The organism is Roseburia sp. 1XD42-69 (assembly GCF_003612565.1).
Lineage (GTDB): Bacteria > Bacillota > Clostridia > Lachnospirales > Lachnospiraceae > Roseburia_B.
Window position 1 is genome coordinate 1 of sequence record NZ_RAZG01000019.1, and the last position, 16,150, is coordinate 16,150.

Sequence of the window (16,150 nt, forward strand, 5' to 3'; positions counted from 1 at the left end):
ATCTTTTGATTAGCGAAAAATACATTGCATTTTTTTGTAGCCAAAAGCGAAAATGATATTGTAGCATGACACCATTTCATCACTCGAACTCGATTTCCTATTAGCATTTTAATGTACGTTCAAAGTTAAAAATTATTTGTAAATTGAATATTTTTATAATACATCCACATTTTCCAAACATTTCATGTAATTATAAATCTCACAGAAATCTCACGTACTTTTTCTTCTATTAGATAATTTATAAAATTATTGCTCCGGTTCTTAACTGATATTATAAGGTAGACATTACAGTGTTTCAACAAATTTTATAGGAGAATTACAGCAAAAAAAGACGCCCAGTTTATGAACGTCCTTTTTGACAACAGTGTTGCAGCACTACTTGTCCAATGGTGAAATCAATGAACCATTCCTGGTATGTACAATATTGGGCTTGCCATCTGGTTCCCTTACAATCAATTCATCGAGTTTGCAATTCAGAGCTTCACAGATTAGATCTAAATGTTTCAAATTTACTCTTTCAACTAACTCATGGTACAATTCATTGATTGTATTCGGCCGGATACCAGTAGCCCTTGCCAAGTCTGCCTGTGTCCATCTGAGTTCACCGAGCTTTGTAGATAGTAAAATTCTTATCATACGTCTTTGCTCCTTCCGCTATAAAATAGCACTATTTAATCAAAAAAAGTGACATAAGTTATTTTATAGCGATTCTGGATATATCCTGTCGAATACAGTTATAGACAAATCTTTCTATTTAGCAGGAAAAACGAATAATTGCTATCTTTTTTCACGTTCTATCTTTTCCCTAATTGCCTCTTTAATAAAGCCATTAATACTTTTTCCCGCCGCTTTCGCACTTTCTGACAACTTCTCATAATCATCCCTTTTTAAATCAAGAGGAACACGCTTTAACCTGTCTTTCGCATACCGCAGACTTGCCTTTTTCTGTGCTTCCGTATATTTTTCTGCCATATTATCACCTCATAGAAATTATAACCCCATTTCAAACGCACGTATATATGCAACATACACAATTATGTACGTATATATTTGTAGACTTTGTGTATTGATATATATGTACGTATATAGTATAATAGTTTTATAAGGAAGGAGGGATGCAGATGGACAAAAAAATAGGCAAGCTGATAAAAGTGGTACGAGCACTTACACAACTTGCCTTAGAGGTTGGAACTTTGCTGGCAGTCATTAAAATGATTGTAGCAAGTCTCCAATAGCAACCGGGGAGGTTTCCCTCCCCACATAAAAAATATAACAAAGTCCATCTGAAAAAACAATATGTTTAAAAATATTTTAAAATTAGCGGCAGTAGTTATCTGGATGGTAATTGTAGTAATTGGTTTAATTGTACTGTTTGTATAATTTATCAAAGGAACGGAGGATGTTGGAAATGACAATCAGCGAAAAGAATATAGTAAAAAGATGGAACATGATGGCAAGCAAGGATTTGGGATTTGATAGAAACTCTGAGGCAAGAGGTTTTGCAGAATTTTTCAGAAGCATTTTTGAAGATGGGAACACACAGCCAAGAGGATATAGATGTATCAATCCTATAATTAGAGGATTTGCTTTTAATAACAGAGATTTGGAGATAGGGGTTGTTGAATGTCTTGATTTAAACTACATCAATATTACCAAAAAAGCCGCAATGGAATTGGACTGGTACTTAATGAATAGCCTTGATTGGTTCGACCGTTATCAATACGCATTAGCAAATTAACCACACCACCCACCCGGCGGGGTTGCGCCGGGAGAAAGAAGGGAAGATATGAAAAAGTACAGAGTGAATGAAAGCGAACATTTTAACCTTATGAGTATGCATGACCATCTTAAATGCATGGAAATTAACGCACGGGAAAATAACGATTGGGAGGCTTTGGAAAAAGTCGAAGAACGGCTTGTAGAAGTCGATAATCTTTTAGAATCAGCTTATTGTATCGGTGCATTAGTCACATGGGAACAGCTTAAGCGCATCCGGGAAATTAGAGACGAAAGAAACACAATCCGTTACAATATAGCGATTCAGAACGGCGCAAACAACCGTGAAGCAGGATATTCAATCATGTAAAGAACAGGCGGCAGGGTAATCCCTGCTGCCTGTTCTGCTGCTTTTATCATTTGCCGGAATAAATCTGCTTTCCGTCATTGTCAAAGACTTTGTACCCTTTGTTGTGCTTGCAAAGGTCTATGGCATTGTCTTTGTTTTTAAATGCCCCTATCTGGCTCTTGGCATCCTTCCAGGATTTGCGTACCCTGTAGTAGCCTGTCCCGGCTGTGGAAGCCTTTTGTTCCGGGGTAGCTTCAAACCGTACATAATCCGGGATGGCTGTGATAAACAGGCCGCTCTTTAACTGATACCATTTTTCGTCTGCAGAAATGCCTGTGACAGTAAATGTGCCTGCTTTTACTATCTGGTCAACCTCCGCAAGCATGGAGGGGGCTTTTCGGATGTTTAAACCGTCAAATCCCTTGTAAATGACTTTTACCGTACCATTTAAGAGGTGTACCTTTTGGAGGCTTGTATCGTCACCTGACGCATCCACAGAGGGTATGGAGCAGGGCGGTACTGCCGCCCCCTCCATTGCCGCTTTTACGTCCTGCCTAAAACGCTGCATGGTAAGGCCAAACTTATCCCAGATATGGCCCACGTCCCCGTGGTTAGATGCCAGGCCCTTTTTATGGCCCTCCTGGTGGCTCATGATTACATTGGCATCTAAAGGATTAAAACCGTACTGCTTACACAAGAGGGCAAAAGCCTGCACTGCATTAGCGTATGTGGCCAGGACATGGGCTTTTGTGTTTGCCCCATTGCCTAACTCAATCCAGTTAGAGCCTCCTGTGTATTTGATGGTGGCAGGCTCTGTCATCTCTAAACTGATAAAAGCATTGTTGCCGCTGCCTTTTGCCCCGCTGCCGCAATGGTTGGCTTTTACATCAAAAGGTAAGAGCTGATAAGCTGCCGGGGCTTTGCCTACCACCAAATGTACACACACCGACTGCCCTGCTTTGTCCCAGTTTGCCGCAAAGACTAAGGGGTCAGGCTGGGGGCATCCCACGGAGTGGAGCATAATGCCTTTGGGAGTGATTTTTTTACTGTTTTTATAGCACTTGTTTTGGGTAGCGAGTTCCGGGATAATCTGGATACAGGGCTTTTGCCCAGATGTATGATTTACCTCTGCTTTATCATACTGTGTCAGGTTGTACTTATTGATAATAGACATAACCTTGTCCACATACTTAACATCTGTGGCATAACCGCCGTCTTTGATTATCTTTATGGCCTTTTCGGGGTCTTTTTCACCTGCCAATCCTGCAAACCTAAGCTTAGGGCCGTTTTTTGCCCCGGTAAGGTAACAGGAGTGGTCTTTTACGCTTGTCTCCATATCTGGGTATTTTCTAAAGGCTGCCGTTACCGTGTATTCCCTGCCGTCTTTTGTCTGCTCTTTGGTTTTCTTGGTGTGCTTTGATTTGCCATCCCAGGCAGATTTCCAGGTGTTTCCGCTAAGACTGCATTTCATACCGAAGAAATTGTTTGCCTTTAAAGCCAGCTCAGTAGTTCCATAGCCAGATTCCAGAATTGCCTGGGCGATAGTGACAGAGGCAGGAACGCCGCTGTCACTCATGTCCCTTACTGCGATAGGCGCTAATTTGTTTATAAATTCCTGTTGTGTCATATGTACCTCCTGTCCTACTTACTTTTGACTTCCGGGATTCCTGCCACTGATGTAAGTAAAGATGTTACCCCTGCAAGCGCAGCTGTTCCAACAACTGCAATCCAATCCACCTGCTGGATGGTAGCTGTTGCCGGAATCATTGCAACTGCCACCTGGGCCATTGTCTTTGCCGCCCTCACCCCTGCTGCCTGTAACCATTCTTTCGTGCTCACGCTTGTTTTAAATACATTGTTCTCAAACATGCTTTTCCTCCTTTTTATTTAATCAACATTACTACGATAGAGCCTATGGCTGTGATAATTGCCGCCCATGCCGTCCGGTTCATCCATACAAATTTTTCTTGTATTTCTTTGATGTCCTTTCCCTGCTGCACTGTCTGTTCATTTAAAGATATGATTTCTCTTTGGTTCTGGTAAATTTGATTTTTAGATTTGTCCCAGCTTTCAAGCTTGGTCTCTATTTTGATTAACCTTTCCAAAACTTCCCTTTCGAAGTCTTTTTCTTCTCCCACTGCCTTGTCCCCCTTTTTTTATTCTGCCAGCTCTGCACCGGAAAAAATTGTTTCTGTTTCCGCCAATTCTTTATAAATAGTTTCAAAAGAAATCGTTTCCCCGAAATCCCAATCCAAAGAAACATTCGTTTTGAAAGCACAAAAATCTTTTATTTTACAAAGCTCCTGGTAATGGTCAAAAAAAGCGTTTATTTCGTCAATTTCTTGCTGGGATTCTTCTGTAATTGGGGAGCCTGTAAGGATGGAGAGCCTTGAGATTAAATCATCTTTACGGGATGCAAGACTCAGCAGTTCCTTTTCCTGCTCCCTGTATGTACTGTCTGCGTAAGATTCCACTTCAACCGACATTTCGCTGTGATTTTTTGTAATGCTTCCTATTCTGTGGTAAGTTCCTGTAATTCCGTTGTCGCTTTTAATTTTCTTAAATAATGCCATTGTTTTTTCCTCCTGTTTTTAAGCTGTTCTTTCCCACGCATATACCACACGGTAGGGAGGCATGTTGTTGTGGGCCATGCTGGAACCTGTGCCCGCCGTTGTCCCCGAATAGGCGTGTTGGTGAAATGCATTGCGGCCGCCTGTGGTGCCGGAAACTCCATGGGTGTGGTTTGCGGATATGCCATAAGTTTGAACCGTATGGTTATGGCTGCCAGAAATCGAAGTTGTGTGGCTTCCGGCAGAACCGTCCACGCCGCTTATTCTGCTTGTCGTTCCGCCCGTAGTTAGTCTTACGTCTTTTTTAACATATGCCTGGTGCGTATGATCTCCGCCTGTACTGGTATACCCGCCATGGCTATGGTCTGCGCTAACCGTTCCGGTATTTGCAGAAAACGTATGTGCATGGTCGTTATTGTCATTTGCGGTAGTGCCGGAATACCCATGGCCATGTGATGGTATCTCTGCAACGCTAAGAGTATGGGACACCTCCCCGCCCGTGGTTCCGGCCTTGTATGCATCTCCGGCGGTCAATAAAAACGTATCCTTAATCTGTACCCAAGTACCCCCAAAGAGCTTACCTGGATTGGCAGAGTTTGATGATGTATAAACAGAGCCGATAGGATGGATTAAATCAAGTAATCGCTTATTTATTTCATCTATTTTGGTTTTTAAAAAATTATCATTGTCAACCAGTTTTTGTGTAACATCGTTAAACAAATCCGCATGTGCAAGATCGTCTTCCTCAAACTTCCGGACCACTTCCGAGTATTCCGGATTTTCAGGTACTTCAAAGTTCGCCATAATGTACCTCCTTAAAACATGTCGTCGATACGAAATGTCATTTCTAAATCATCATCTTTACCCTTAGATTTAAAAGTTTTTATACATATGATATCTCCCTCCTCATCATACAAGCCAATCTCACTGATTTCCGTGCCAGGAAGTTCATTTTCTGCCAATGTGCATTCATAACGGCAAGTTGTGTCAGATGGAAAACTATAGCCATTGATTACCTTCCGGTACAATTCATGCGTTAGCTCCCCCTGCCTTTCTATTGGTGCAAGGACATTCCCATCCGCATCCACTCCTCCATCCCCAAATGCCATTCCCTCTACTTTTGGCAGAGTAATTTCCCCCGCCCTTGCCATAGCTAACTTCTTCCTGCCATTTATGGTTATAATAAAATTATCCATCCAGGCTCTCCTCCTTATCCAATGCATTTAATTTCCGGGTTCCGTTTAACCTGACTTTCCCATTTAGGCGCCACACATTTCTTCTTGTTCTGACTGAAGATTCTATTGTGTTATTATTTTTAACCCCAAACCTCATATCCCCCATCTGGGCAATAAGGTTTTGGTTATTTACTCCCAAACGCATTACCAGGCTGTCAAAGTGTATTTTTTCAATCCATTTAAAATCAAATTCTACTAACACGACTTCATCAATGCGAAAGGTGGTATGGGACTGTTTGATTTCTTCCACTGCTTTATACGCCTCTTTAACATCCAGCCTCCCCTCACCCACAAAAGTCACCTGGAAAACATTAGGGTGTGGCGGGTGAAAATTAAACTCCCCCGGGTCATGGGCATCTGCAACCGTAACTTTAAATCCAGTAATGGCCGAAAGATACGTTTCCATTCTGTACGGGGTCATGGGAGCCTTAAAGTCTCGTTTCTGGTAAATTATCTTCCTTCTTTCCTCATAGGTTAGATAACGCATCACCGGAAGCCCCCACTTTATTTCATGGTAAGCAAGACCCCAGGTTGCAGTTTCGGGAAAAAATTGTTTCGGCAAATCCTCTATTAACTCTCTGGCAGTGTCATACTCCCTTCCCATAACTTCAAACATCCACTTTGCCACATAGGACTTATCATAAAATCCCCGGGTGACACAGCCAAGCATCCTTTTTGCGCTTTCGCTTTCCGGGAAATTCTCAATATCAAATGCCACTTTTATTCCCCCTTCCCTAAGAAAAATCAACTGTCCCTGTCTGTGGATACTCTTCTTTGGCAAAAGATATATTTTCCATGGCATCATTTATAAGAAACGCCTGGAAATCCTCTACACCACTTATACTGCTTATCAGAGGACGCACATCATTGTACCTCAGTACCCCTTCTTTTTTTGCTTCTTTATATAGCTGCTTTACTGCAAGGGAAAAGTCATCTTTTATCTGCTCTAAGTCCACAGTCCCGTCAAACAACAGCCCTGTACATTTATAGTTTATGGCTTTTGTTTCTGCAGCCACACAAATTAAAGACGCACAGGCCGTAGGCAGAAGCCTTCTGCTCCGGTCTTCCGGGGATACGATGTGGTTATATACATTTTCCACCAGGCTTTCATCTGCCGGCTGTCCATCCGTATCAATTAAAACCAGTTTCACCGTCCCGGGGCCTTGTGCAGCCGGGACTACAATACATTCCCCTGCTCCTGCATCTTTTGCCCAACGCTCATAATCAATGTCATTTCCCAGATAAGTATTGCTGTTTTCGTATTCCAGAGCAATCCGGTCGTACAAATCATCATCGGATTCCTCTTCCTTTCCTCCGGCGGTAGGTTCCGGGTTTGTCACGCTTATAATCCCGTCATTCGCCTCATCCATCATTGTGATTGTTTCTGCTTTCAAAGCAGATTCCGGTCCGCCTTCCACTGCAGTAACCTTAACCATGGCCATTCCATCTTCACCAATAATACAATCTTCGTCCGTGGTAAAATCAACCGATGGGCTGTCATCTGTAGCCGCCGTACAAAAAACAGTTCCTTTCAAAATTTCTGTCCCTGGGATTCCTTTTATTTCTAACTTCCCCGTGGCATGTGTTTCCGGATTCCTGTAAAGATTTATCTGTTTTGCATGTAAATCCAGCCATTCCCCCCAAGAATACTGTGGAAAGGCAATCATCACTGCCCGCACCAGGAAAAATTCTATCAATTCTGCCTTTTCCAGAGCTGCCGGCATGGTAAAATCAAAAGGAAAACCTCCCGGCATATCATCAATATCCGTCGGAAGGTCCTCCATCATCCTCTCGTGTATCTCTTCTGCCGTGTTATCCTCTAAAAAATCCGGCTTTGTAAATTCCGGCTGCATCCCTTTTCCTCCTTGCTCAAATAGTCACCTGAAACTTATAGGCATCAATCCCCACTACATCAAAAGTGCAGCTTACTGTATCCCCATTCCAGGTAAAAACAAAATTATCCACGCTTTCAGTTCGTGGATTAGTCATAAGGGCCTCTGTAATCGTCCTCTGCATCATGGATTCTACGGTTGCCGGATCGTCATCACAAACAGCGTCCTCAAGCTCCGTACCTATTTCATCCGGGTATGCCAGGCAGGAATACCGTTCTGTCAATGCAATTTTATAGCACCAAACCATAAACGCCTCCTGTCCGCTGCACTCCATGACACGGTTTGTACTGTCCCTGACAAAATCCCCCTTTGCCGGGTCCCATTTCATACTCCTTTTGTATTCCGTATCATATTCTTCCTCGTCCTCGTCGGAAACTTCCGGGACGTCAAACACCGGATACAATTCTTCCGTCATACTCTGCCCCCTTCCTTTATGAGCTCCTGACAGTATCCACCACTACAGCCTCACTTTCTATCCATACGATTAATACCCTGTCCCCAGGCAAAAGCCTTCCTGCCGACACATTACTCAATACGAAATACTCTCCTTTCCGTATGGGTATCGGGTAAGAATCCGACAAAAGACTCATATTCTTTTGGATTTCTCCAAATTCGCATACCGGGTCTGTTGCATTCTCCATGCGCATCCTTTTTACCATAACATTTGCCAGCTTATTTGTTCCCGGCTTTGACTTTGCCGCCATGCCCTCCCTCCTTCCGATTTATTCAAACGTGCTTTTGTCCACCCAACCGTTTACCTTGCTTTTTTTATCCTTATGTACCAGGTAATAGGGATGCCCTGCCCCGGAGGATATTTTTTTTATTTTAGCCCTGCCTGCTTTTGCAGAACTGCCTTTTGCCCCATTTTTAGAAGAAACATAATATTTTCCCCCTTTAAAATCCACGATATCACCTGTGGCATATCCTTTCTGCTTCACGGCTTTTTGCTTAGTGACCTTATCTTTTTCCTGGTGTTCCAGGTTCATTGTCATGCTTGCAGTATCCGCATCGTGGCGGATGCCTGTCACATGGTAGTATCCGGTGGAAACTTTTGCATTTTTTACATAAACCACGTCCCCTTTACGGATAAAAGGCACATCCGGTGTATTCAAGGTAATGTCCAGCTTCACGCTGCCATTTTCGTTTAAAATTTCTTTTGCGGCTGTCTTGGCGTCTTTTAAGGATTCATCCGTTCCCCTGGTATATATCCGTTGGCGTATGCCGTACTTGGTCAGGCCGTTTACTGTAGCCTGGACTTTGCTTTTCCCTTTGTCGTCCACTTTGCTCATAACCCGGACACGGGTCACAAGGTCAGCTATGCTCTTGCTGTAGTCCACGCTGGTGATATTATCTTTGTCAAAAACATAAACCGTGCCATTGTTTCCATAAGGAAGGATGCTCACCTTCCCGGCAGATGCACGGATAACGCATTTGGGCTTCCCTTTTTTCACAGCATCATCCAAAAATTCAAGTATAATATCCGACAAATACTTGCTGGAAAACTTCTTTTTCCCATGCTTCACATTTGGGCCGCTGTATTTTCCCAGGGTAACTTTCCAGTCTTTAAATATCTTCTTTATGGCCGCTTTCGTCCCTGTGCCTTTACTAAAATACCTGTTCTCCTGGCTCTTCTGCAGATTATACAGCTCATCGTAACAGGTGCATTTAAAAGCATCAGAATCATTTTTAAGCACCGGGTTCCAGACTGTCACATACCCCCTGGCCACCTCCTGTTTCTTTTTGCCGTAAACGGCTGTCACAACCACTAAGCATCCCGGGGTTATAAGGCTCTGGAGGTATCCCTTTGAAGTTTTATCATTCCGGCAGGAAAACGTAAGCCTCATGGATATTTCATTTACGCTTTCTTCCCACCCAAGGTCCTCAATATAATCCTTAATGTCATACTGCTTTCCTTTGCTGGTCACAAGGATAACATTGTACTTTATATTAGATACATCAATCACGGTATCACCTCCTAAGGGATAATGATTTTAGTTCCAGACACCAGACACCGTCCATGATCAGAATCTGTATCAAATTTTTTCTTTGCTGCGCCATCCAGCACGTCTTTGTTTCTTTGGTACAGCTCCATCCAGTTATCCCCAAATGCCATTTCTGTTTTAGCAATCCGGTACAGGGATTCCCTATCCCTCACAATGTGTTCCTTAATAATCACTTTTTTCTTCGTGCTCCGTTTTTTTGCTGTCTTTTTTTTCTTTTTGGACCCGCCGATTTTTAATTCTTTTGTAGTATAAATTTTCAGTTCCCTGGCTTCCTCAAAAGAAATATCATATTTGACATTTCCATACGCCCCGTAAGGTGTCACCTTAAAAGACGAAATCGTAACGTCCATGTTAATCCATGTGCCCGTTACGATAAGGTTTAAAACCGTCCCCTTTTTCATCCAGTTTTCCAGGGTCTTTATGCATTTTTCCGGCGTCTTCCAATGCTGGGACTTTACTATGGCCTCCCGTCTTTTTGCTTCGCCAAAAAATTCGCCACTCCAGGAAATATCTTTTACATCCGTCCCCTTGGGCACTTTTACGGTGCCTTGGGAAATGATGTTAAAACTCTGGTACCTGGCGGAATTTCCAGATTTTATTTCATCCGGAAGGGAAGAAAATACAAATTTGCCTTTTGATTTCCCATTCGGGAGTAGTTTAATATCCATTTACATCTTACGCCTCCTTTAATGGCAGGTTGGAGAAGATTTCTATTAAGTTCTCCGCAATTTCCCCACCTAATTCGTCTGCCAGTTCCGCCATATGTTTCCGGATTACCTGCATAATCCCATCGCTGTCCTGCCCTTCTGTTCCCTGGATAACAAATTCCGGCTGCAGGTTAACATTCACGCTTACTGCCGGGGCAGCATCTCCCCCATTATTGGCCTGGGGTACCGCCTGGTATCCTTCTGCGGCTGTATTCTGGCCACTGGGAGCGTTTTCTTCCCAGGCATCCATATCTGCCCCCTTTGTATAATTCTGCGTATACAGGCCAGAAGGGCCGCCTACAAATCCTCCTGCGGCATGTTCCCCAACTCCAAGGGCTTTCCCTGCCTGCTCGTACAAGTCTAATGCCCTGCCCCTGCGGCTTGGGTTCGTGGGGATGACAAACTCCCCGTATCCCTCTTCTGCCAGCCAGGATAGCTGTGGCCCGCTGACATATCCCCCTGCGGCATGTGTTCCCACTCCGGCAGCCGCCGCTGCTGTAGAGACAATCGAGGCGGGATTAAAGGGATTTAATAAATTATAGTGGGCTGTCACATTTACATTGGCCGTGGCGCTGAACGCCGGAGCAAATGCAGTATTTACCGCCCCCTCAGCTGCCGAACGTATCTCCCCGCTTTTTGATGTGATGCTGGTGCCAAAGGAATCTGACATTGCAGTTGCATAATTTTCCCCCGCTGTCATAAAAGGTTCCTGCACTTCCGGCCCTGCTATGAGTTCCGCCACATTTGGTATGGTGGCCTGTATGGTTTCCGACAGGGAAGGGAGAAGGCTCTGGGGTATGGACTGGGCTGTCATCTGCAGCCTATCCGTAATGGCTTTTCGGACATCCCCTTCCAGAGACTCCAACCCAAACCACTGTGCTATTTCATCTTGGGACCATGTTTTTGGATCACGATTTAATGTCAATGCATTATCCATAGCTGTCTGCAACTTTTCTGCCATTGTCCCTTCAATATCCGGAAGCACTCCTTCCAGACTTGAACCAAAGGCTTCTGCTATAGATTCTAGCTGGAAAGACTCCACTCGGAGGTTGATTTCCGATAACTGCGCATTGTAATTATCCTCAAGCTGCTGTTTCAGCTTCTCATACTCTGCCGCCTGTGCCCCGTTAATATCCCGTTCCGGGAACTGTAGATTTAGATTTGCAAGGCTTAATTCCAGCCCTTCATCCAGGTTCGCCGTCATGCTCTGCATATTTGCCTGTAATTCTTCCTGCAGGCTGGCAAAAGACTCCGCATCCAGTGCTGCGCCGCTGTACCTGATTTTCAGGGAATCCATCTTGGCATCTGCCTGGGCCTGTGACACCTTATTTGTGATTTCAGAGATCCTGTTCTGCAATTCCGTGATGGCGGATGCTTCGTCCATTTCATACTCAACGCCGCCAATATGGAATTTTACTTTGTCTGTGGTAGAAACTACCCCATCCGACAAAACCTCCGCAGAAACCCTCTGTAATTCCGCTCCGGCGCCGTCAAGCTGTGACTGCAGGCCGGCATACAATTCATTCAACCGGGTTTTCATGCCCTGACCTCCCTCACTGCCGTCAAACAGCAGATCCAGCGCAACCGTTGACTCATAATGCCTGTTCTCCACATACTCTTTTGCGCTGGAAACCATGGCGTCCACTTTTTCTTTGTAGCCCGTTATAAAATCATCAGATAACTCCAGACCAAGCCCCATTTTCCAGTCCATCTTTTCCATATCCCCCATCTGGGATTTTAAAGAAGAAAAAGATTTTTCAGAATCCTGGGATGCCTGGGCAAATTTTTTCACATTCTCTGCCTGATCCCCCAGAACTAAATCGTCTGCCAGCTGCTGGATTTCAGCCAGGGACAGGGAGATATCCCCAAAACTGTTCTTTAATTTCTCATTTACTGCCTCCTGGAACATAAGTCCCAGCTCCCCGGCGCTGACGTTTGCATCCTCCACCGCCTGGTTTAACGCCTCTGTTTCAAATTTCACATCATTTATGGACATTCCGGTTGCCTGGAACACTTTTTCTGCCTTGGCCGCCGCCTCCTCCGACAGTTTCAAATTTTCCTCATACTCTTCTTTTACTTTGTTTCCTTTGATCCACCCGCCGATTCCTCCGACACCAAAACCAATCAGTGCGCCGACAGCCGTGCCAAGCCCCGGAATGACACTCCCGATTGCCGCCCCCGCTGCCGCTCCTGCCGCCGCACCGCCTATTTTCCATGCTCCGGATTCCCCGTATGCCTTGGACTCAGCCGCATCCTCGGATTTAAGGCCTTTATAAATATCTATGCCGCCGCTTATCACAGATGCCGTCCCGGCAATTGCGCCGACAGCCGCACCGCCTCCGGCAAGTGCCATCCCTGTAGATGTCGTAGCTCCAGAGCCTAAGGCCGTGCCAAATTTCCCAGCCATGCCCATAAGTCCTGAGCCCTTTGCCATTCCAGTCCCGGCAAGTTCGTCTGCCAGTGAGTAGCTTCCAATTACCTTTGAGAGCAATCCTTCCTGGGCACTGCCTTTGGTCATATCATAAATTGTTTTTCCAAAATCAAAAGCTCCTTTGCCTGTTTTTAAAATAGGTCCTGCCGCCTTTGCCAGGAATGCAGCCGACATCAGCGAAGAAAGGTCTGCCGACTTACCCCCCGGAAGGAGTTTCCCAGCATTTTTCGTAACACTTAAAAGCCCTTTTCCAAGACCTCCGCTCACACTTTTCATATCAAACCCCTGGGAAAATCCCTGTGCAAAGGCTTTCCCTACACTCACCCCCTCGTTTACGCTTTCCGGCACATCAATGCCGAGGAGCATTAAAAGGCCGGCTGAAAGACCAGAACCTATAGCATTCCCGATCTCGCCGGCTTTGTCCATCACCATCTGTCTGCCATTTCCATTCCACCATTCCGAAAACGGCTCCGCAATAATCTCATCCCAGGCAATCTGCACTTTTCCAAAGAAATCCGCATTCTGCCATTCATCCGTGGCGGTAAATTCTCCAATCTTCTTCTGCAGGGCGGCAGCTTTCCTGTCCACGGAATCCATAAACCTGTTGATGGCATCTTCCACATCAGGCAGTTTTTCCGTTACCATTTCTGCAAAACTCTGGAAATACGGTGCCAGCCTTCCTCCAAGCGTATTTTTCACGCCGTCAGCAGCGCTCTGCAGCAAAGTAAAAGAACCAGCCAGGTTATCCAGCATAGTATCTGCCATATCTTTGGATGCACCGTCCGCATTTTCTACCGCCGCAGTCAAGTCCTTATAATCTTTCTCCGATGCATTCAATACGGCAAGAAGTCCTTTCTGGGCTTCTGCTCCCGCAATAGTATTTGCAAGAGCTACTTTCTGCTCATTGGAATAGTCTGCCGTCTTTTCCCTCAATTCTTTCATGACCAGCGACAGATCGTTTGCTTTTCCCTCAGAATTAAAAAACTCTATCCCTAAATCTTCTATCGCTTTTCTGGCCCCGTTGGTGTCTGTGGAGAGTCTTGTAAATATAGCGCTCATGGATGTTCCTGCCATGGACGCTTTTAACCCGGCATTAGCCATAAGCCCTGCCATCAGGGATACATCCTCTATGCGGTACCCTAATGCGCCTGCCATAGTTCCTGCATACTTAAAGGTCTCACCCATCATGGAGACATTGGTATTCGCACTGGAACTTGCCGCCGCCAGAACATCTGCAAAGTGGCTGGAATCACTGGCCTTAAGACCGAAAGCGGTAAGGGCATCTGTCACAATATCAGACGTAGTGGCAAGGTCTGTCCCGGACGCTGCGGCAAGGTTCAAAATCCCTTCGATGCCTCCCAGCATGTCGTTTGTCTTCCACCCTGCCATTGCCATATAGTTAAACGCTTCTGCCGATTCCTCCGCCGTAAACTTTGTGGTGGCGCCCATTTCCTTTGCTTTATCGGTCAGTCTGGCCAGATCCGAACCAGATGCACCGCTTACTGCCTGCACCTGTGACATAGCAGCCTCGAAGTCTTTGAACGTATCTATGGTATCTTTTAAACCGATACTGACCCCGAGGACTGCCCCGGCCTGGAAAACGGGATTACTTAAAAGGTTTAAGATTCCCCGGACAGGGGCAGTCACAAAATCCTTGGCCTGCATGGTAATGCTCCATGCTCTTCCGGTAAATCTTTTCAGCCCGCTTCCGATGGTAGATAATACCGGGGAAATCCTGTCCCTGGCTTCCAAAAGCAGCTCATACTTCTGATTTGCCCATTTTGACAGTTTTTTCTCTGTCTTTTCTGCCCGTTCATCAAATTTTGTAACCTTCCTGCCGGCCTTATCCATAGATTCCCCGGCTTTACCCGCCGCCTGTTCCATTTTTGACAATTTCTTTACCAGGTTGGATAATTCCGGTTCTGTTTCATCTAATGTCTCAATAGGTATTTCAATCCGTATCGTTTCCGCCACTGCCCTCACCTCCTTCCGCAGCTTCCAAAGTGATCATCATGGACTGGAGCATAAATATCTGTACGCCCCTGGGCTTTTGGTAAAATTCATCCGGGGTGATGCCCGTTTTCTGGAAAATATGGTGTAAAAGACAGGCTTTCCCCCCGGCTAATATCAGTTTTTTACTGTTTCCTCCAAATCGTCTTCATAGCCGCTTAACTTGTCGATAGCTTCTAATATCCGGTCCTTTTCCCCGGCTTTTAAAGTGCATTCAATAACATCCAGGCCGTTCATGATACGATCCTTTTTGGCATTGAGGGCTTTCCATACCTGCTTGTTATCCCAGAGTTTCTCCCTGTCCTCTTCCACCGTTGCCTGATAGATGATGTGTGACTGGTATTTCACACGTTCTGTTTCATCCGCCATTTTCATGCCCAGCTTTTTATTCCGGACATATTTGGTATGCTTTTTCCGGCACTTATCATACTCTTCCGAACTTAAAGGCCGGATGTGGAAGGCAAAATACAGTTTTCCTTCCCGGATAATCTCAATCCGCTGGGTCTCATCCTCTGAAAAGTTTGCTGCGGCAATTAATCCCTGGATAAAATCCTCCTCATTAAGCCGCAACTGGTTTTTCGTTTCCTCTTCGGTGAAATCTCTTTCCTCAATGTTCTCCTGTACTTCTGCCTCTTCGTGGATATCCTTTTTTACGCTTACTCCTGTTTTGTTGCTTAAATTTGCCATAATGCATTCTCCTTTTTTCTACAAAAAAGAGGGCTGCTTTTAAAAACAGTCCTCTCATGAATGATTTGTTAATAGATTGTGATAGCTGCTTATCAGATAGTAAGACGGCTCTGCAATGTAGGAACCGAATTACAGTGCAGACTCCAGTTTCTCTTAATTACATCCCCTGTCTGGAAATCCTGGATGGTGATATCGCCAGAAGGTATACAATCACGATAAACCACTCGTTCCTCAGACCCGTTCCTTCCTAGCAAAGAACCCTGGAAATCCCATACCGGCAGATTTCCTGTGGCCAATCCCTCCATATATTCCCGGAAAAACAAGTCAGACTCCACTACGATCTGTGACATTGTAATCTTTATACCTATACTTACATTCGTTTCAAGATCTATCACATTTCCCAGTGGATTATACTTGGCGTTTGTAGACGATGATGTTGCAGTAAATGAATCCGCCGACGCTAAAAGCACCCCATCTTTATTAAAAACAGCTGCATCTTTTCCTGACCGTGCATATCTGGCATCTGCTGATGATCTCTGATTTCTCATAC

General features: G+C 44.8%; 19 protein-coding genes. 2 read left to right on the forward strand and 17 right to left on the reverse strand.

Features of this window, described 5'->3' with window-relative positions; genetic code table 11:
• Window positions 1-375: 375 nt before the first annotated feature.
• Together D7Y06_RS11025 and D7Y06_RS11030 are read right to left on the reverse strand one after the other, a co-directional pair.
• Window positions 376-636, reverse strand: a complete 261-nt coding sequence (locus D7Y06_RS11025; protein ID WP_120407852.1) for a helix-turn-helix domain-containing protein — start codon at window positions 634-636, stop codon at window positions 376-378.
• Window positions 637-777: 141 nt separating this feature from the next.
• Window positions 778-972: a ribbon-helix-helix protein, CopG family gene (locus tag D7Y06_RS11030; protein ID WP_120407853.1), complete on the reverse strand. Its 195-nt coding sequence runs from the start codon at window positions 970-972 to the stop codon at window positions 778-780.
• A gap of 436 nt (window positions 973-1,408) precedes the next feature.
• On the opposite strand from D7Y06_RS11030, the gene D7Y06_RS11035 reads away from it, so the two are divergent.
• Together D7Y06_RS11035 and D7Y06_RS11040 are read left to right on the forward strand one after the other, a co-directional pair.
• Window positions 1,409-1,738: a hypothetical protein gene (locus tag D7Y06_RS11035; RefSeq protein WP_120407854.1), complete on the forward strand. Its 330-nt coding sequence runs from the start codon at window positions 1,409-1,411 to the stop codon at window positions 1,736-1,738.
• A 48-nt stretch (window positions 1,739-1,786) separates the two neighbouring features.
• Window positions 1,787-2,086, forward strand: a complete 300-nt coding sequence (locus D7Y06_RS11040; protein ID WP_120407855.1) for a hypothetical protein — start codon at window positions 1,787-1,789, stop codon at window positions 2,084-2,086.
• A gap of 46 nt (window positions 2,087-2,132) precedes the next feature.
• Here the strand turns inward: D7Y06_RS11040 and D7Y06_RS27045 are convergent, their stop codons facing one another.
• The 15 genes from D7Y06_RS27045 to D7Y06_RS11115 all read right to left on the reverse strand — a co-directional run bounded on the left by D7Y06_RS27045 (window position 2,133) and on the right by D7Y06_RS11115 (window position 16,148).
• Window positions 2,133-3,692: a glucosaminidase domain-containing protein gene (locus D7Y06_RS27045; RefSeq protein ID WP_243119269.1), complete on the reverse strand. Its 1,560-nt coding sequence runs from the start codon at window positions 3,690-3,692 to the stop codon at window positions 2,133-2,135.
• 14 nt (window positions 3,693-3,706) lie between these two features.
• Window positions 3,707-3,934, reverse strand: coding sequence for a holin (locus D7Y06_RS11050; protein WP_120407856.1), 228 nt, complete (start codon window positions 3,932-3,934; stop codon window positions 3,707-3,709).
• Window positions 3,935-3,948: 14 nt separating this feature from the next.
• Complete coding sequence (locus D7Y06_RS11055; RefSeq protein ID WP_120407857.1) at window positions 3,949-4,203, reverse strand: hypothetical protein; 255 nt, start codon at window positions 4,201-4,203, stop codon at window positions 3,949-3,951.
• 18 nt (window positions 4,204-4,221) lie between these two features.
• Window positions 4,222-4,638, reverse strand: a complete 417-nt coding sequence (locus tag D7Y06_RS11060; protein WP_120407858.1) for a hypothetical protein — start codon at window positions 4,636-4,638, stop codon at window positions 4,222-4,224.
• 18 nt (window positions 4,639-4,656) lie between these two features.
• Window positions 4,657-5,439, reverse strand: a complete 783-nt coding sequence (locus tag D7Y06_RS11065; protein ID WP_120407859.1) for a phage baseplate protein — start codon at window positions 5,437-5,439, stop codon at window positions 4,657-4,659.
• 11 nt (window positions 5,440-5,450) lie between these two features.
• Window positions 5,451-5,831: a phage tail-collar fiber domain-containing protein gene (locus D7Y06_RS11070; RefSeq protein WP_120407860.1), complete on the reverse strand. Its 381-nt coding sequence runs from the start codon at window positions 5,829-5,831 to the stop codon at window positions 5,451-5,453.
• Complete coding sequence (locus D7Y06_RS11075; RefSeq protein ID WP_243119270.1) at window positions 5,824-6,651, reverse strand: putative phage tail protein; 828 nt, start codon at window positions 6,649-6,651, stop codon at window positions 5,824-5,826. Before D7Y06_RS11075 ends, D7Y06_RS11070 begins: the two co-directional genes overlap by 8 nt.
• Complete coding sequence (locus D7Y06_RS11080; RefSeq protein ID WP_120407862.1) at window positions 6,605-7,723, reverse strand: baseplate J/gp47 family protein; 1,119 nt, start codon at window positions 7,721-7,723, stop codon at window positions 6,605-6,607. The genes D7Y06_RS11075 and D7Y06_RS11080 overlap by 47 nt, the downstream gene beginning before the upstream one ends.
• 16 nt (window positions 7,724-7,739) lie before the next feature.
• A complete protein-coding gene (locus D7Y06_RS11085) occupies window positions 7,740-8,177 on the reverse strand; it encodes a DUF2634 domain-containing protein (protein ID WP_120407863.1) in 438 nt (145 codons plus the stop codon).
• A gap of 16 nt (window positions 8,178-8,193) precedes the next feature.
• Window positions 8,194-8,466: a hypothetical protein gene (locus D7Y06_RS11090; protein ID WP_120407864.1), complete on the reverse strand. Its 273-nt coding sequence runs from the start codon at window positions 8,464-8,466 to the stop codon at window positions 8,194-8,196.
• Between the two features lie 18 nt (window positions 8,467-8,484).
• Window positions 8,485-9,726, reverse strand: coding sequence for an XkdQ/YqbQ family protein (locus D7Y06_RS11095; protein WP_120407865.1), 1,242 nt, complete (start codon window positions 9,724-9,726; stop codon window positions 8,485-8,487).
• An 11-nt stretch (window positions 9,727-9,737) separates the two neighbouring features.
• The gene (locus D7Y06_RS11100; RefSeq protein WP_120407866.1) at window positions 9,738-10,433 is read right to left on the reverse strand and encodes a hypothetical protein; all 696 of its coding nucleotides are present in this window, start codon (window positions 10,431-10,433) and stop codon (window positions 9,738-9,740) included.
• A 7-nt stretch (window positions 10,434-10,440) separates the two neighbouring features.
• Window positions 10,441-14,877, reverse strand: coding sequence for a phage tail tape measure protein (locus D7Y06_RS11105; RefSeq protein ID WP_120407867.1), 4,437 nt, complete (start codon window positions 14,875-14,877; stop codon window positions 10,441-10,443).
• Window positions 14,878-15,030: 153 nt separating this feature from the next.
• The gene (locus D7Y06_RS11110; RefSeq protein ID WP_120407868.1) at window positions 15,031-15,600 is read right to left on the reverse strand and encodes a phage tail assembly chaperone; all 570 of its coding nucleotides are present in this window, start codon (window positions 15,598-15,600) and stop codon (window positions 15,031-15,033) included.
• A gap of 92 nt (window positions 15,601-15,692) precedes the next feature.
• Window positions 15,693-16,148, reverse strand: coding sequence for a phage tail tube protein (locus tag D7Y06_RS11115; RefSeq protein WP_120407869.1), 456 nt, complete (start codon window positions 16,146-16,148; stop codon window positions 15,693-15,695).
• Between the last annotated feature and the right edge of the window lie 2 nt (window positions 16,149-16,150).

Coding starts and splice junctions, on each gene's coding strand:
- D7Y06_RS11115 (WP_120407869.1), bottom strand. CDS start 16,148: ATGAGAAATCAGAGATCATCAGCAGATGCCAGATATGCACGGTCAGGA.
- D7Y06_RS11085 (WP_120407863.1), bottom strand. CDS start 8,177: ATGACGGAAGAATTGTATCCGGTGTTTGACGTCCCGGAAGTTTCCGAC.
- D7Y06_RS11080 (WP_120407862.1), bottom strand. CDS start 7,723: ATGCAGCCGGAATTTACAAAGCCGGATTTTTTAGAGGATAACACGGCA.
- D7Y06_RS11065 (WP_120407859.1), bottom strand. CDS start 5,439: ATGGCGAACTTTGAAGTACCTGAAAATCCGGAATACTCGGAAGTGGTC.
- D7Y06_RS27045 (WP_243119269.1), bottom strand. CDS start 3,692: ATGACACAACAGGAATTTATAAACAAATTAGCGCCTATCGCAGTAAGG.
- D7Y06_RS11070 (WP_120407860.1), bottom strand. CDS start 5,831: ATGGATAATTTTATTATAACCATAAATGGCAGGAAGAAGTTAGCTATG.
- D7Y06_RS11030 (WP_120407853.1), bottom strand. CDS start 972: ATGGCAGAAAAATATACGGAAGCACAGAAAAAGGCAAGTCTGCGGTAT.
- D7Y06_RS11060 (WP_120407858.1), bottom strand. CDS start 4,638: ATGGCATTATTTAAGAAAATTAAAAGCGACAACGGAATTACAGGAACT.
- D7Y06_RS11110 (WP_120407868.1), bottom strand. CDS start 15,600: ATGGCAAATTTAAGCAACAAAACAGGAGTAAGCGTAAAAAAGGATATC.
- D7Y06_RS11035 (WP_120407854.1), top strand. CDS start 1,409: ATGACAATCAGCGAAAAGAATATAGTAAAAAGATGGAACATGATGGCA.
- D7Y06_RS11040 (WP_120407855.1), top strand. CDS start 1,787: ATGAAAAAGTACAGAGTGAATGAAAGCGAACATTTTAACCTTATGAGT.
- D7Y06_RS11100 (WP_120407866.1), bottom strand. CDS start 10,433: ATGGATATTAAACTACTCCCGAATGGGAAATCAAAAGGCAAATTTGTA.
- D7Y06_RS11025 (WP_120407852.1), bottom strand. CDS start 636: ATGATAAGAATTTTACTATCTACAAAGCTCGGTGAACTCAGATGGACA.
- D7Y06_RS11050 (WP_120407856.1), bottom strand. CDS start 3,934: ATGTTTGAGAACAATGTATTTAAAACAAGCGTGAGCACGAAAGAATGG.
- D7Y06_RS11090 (WP_120407864.1), bottom strand. CDS start 8,466: ATGGCGGCAAAGTCAAAGCCGGGAACAAATAAGCTGGCAAATGTTATG.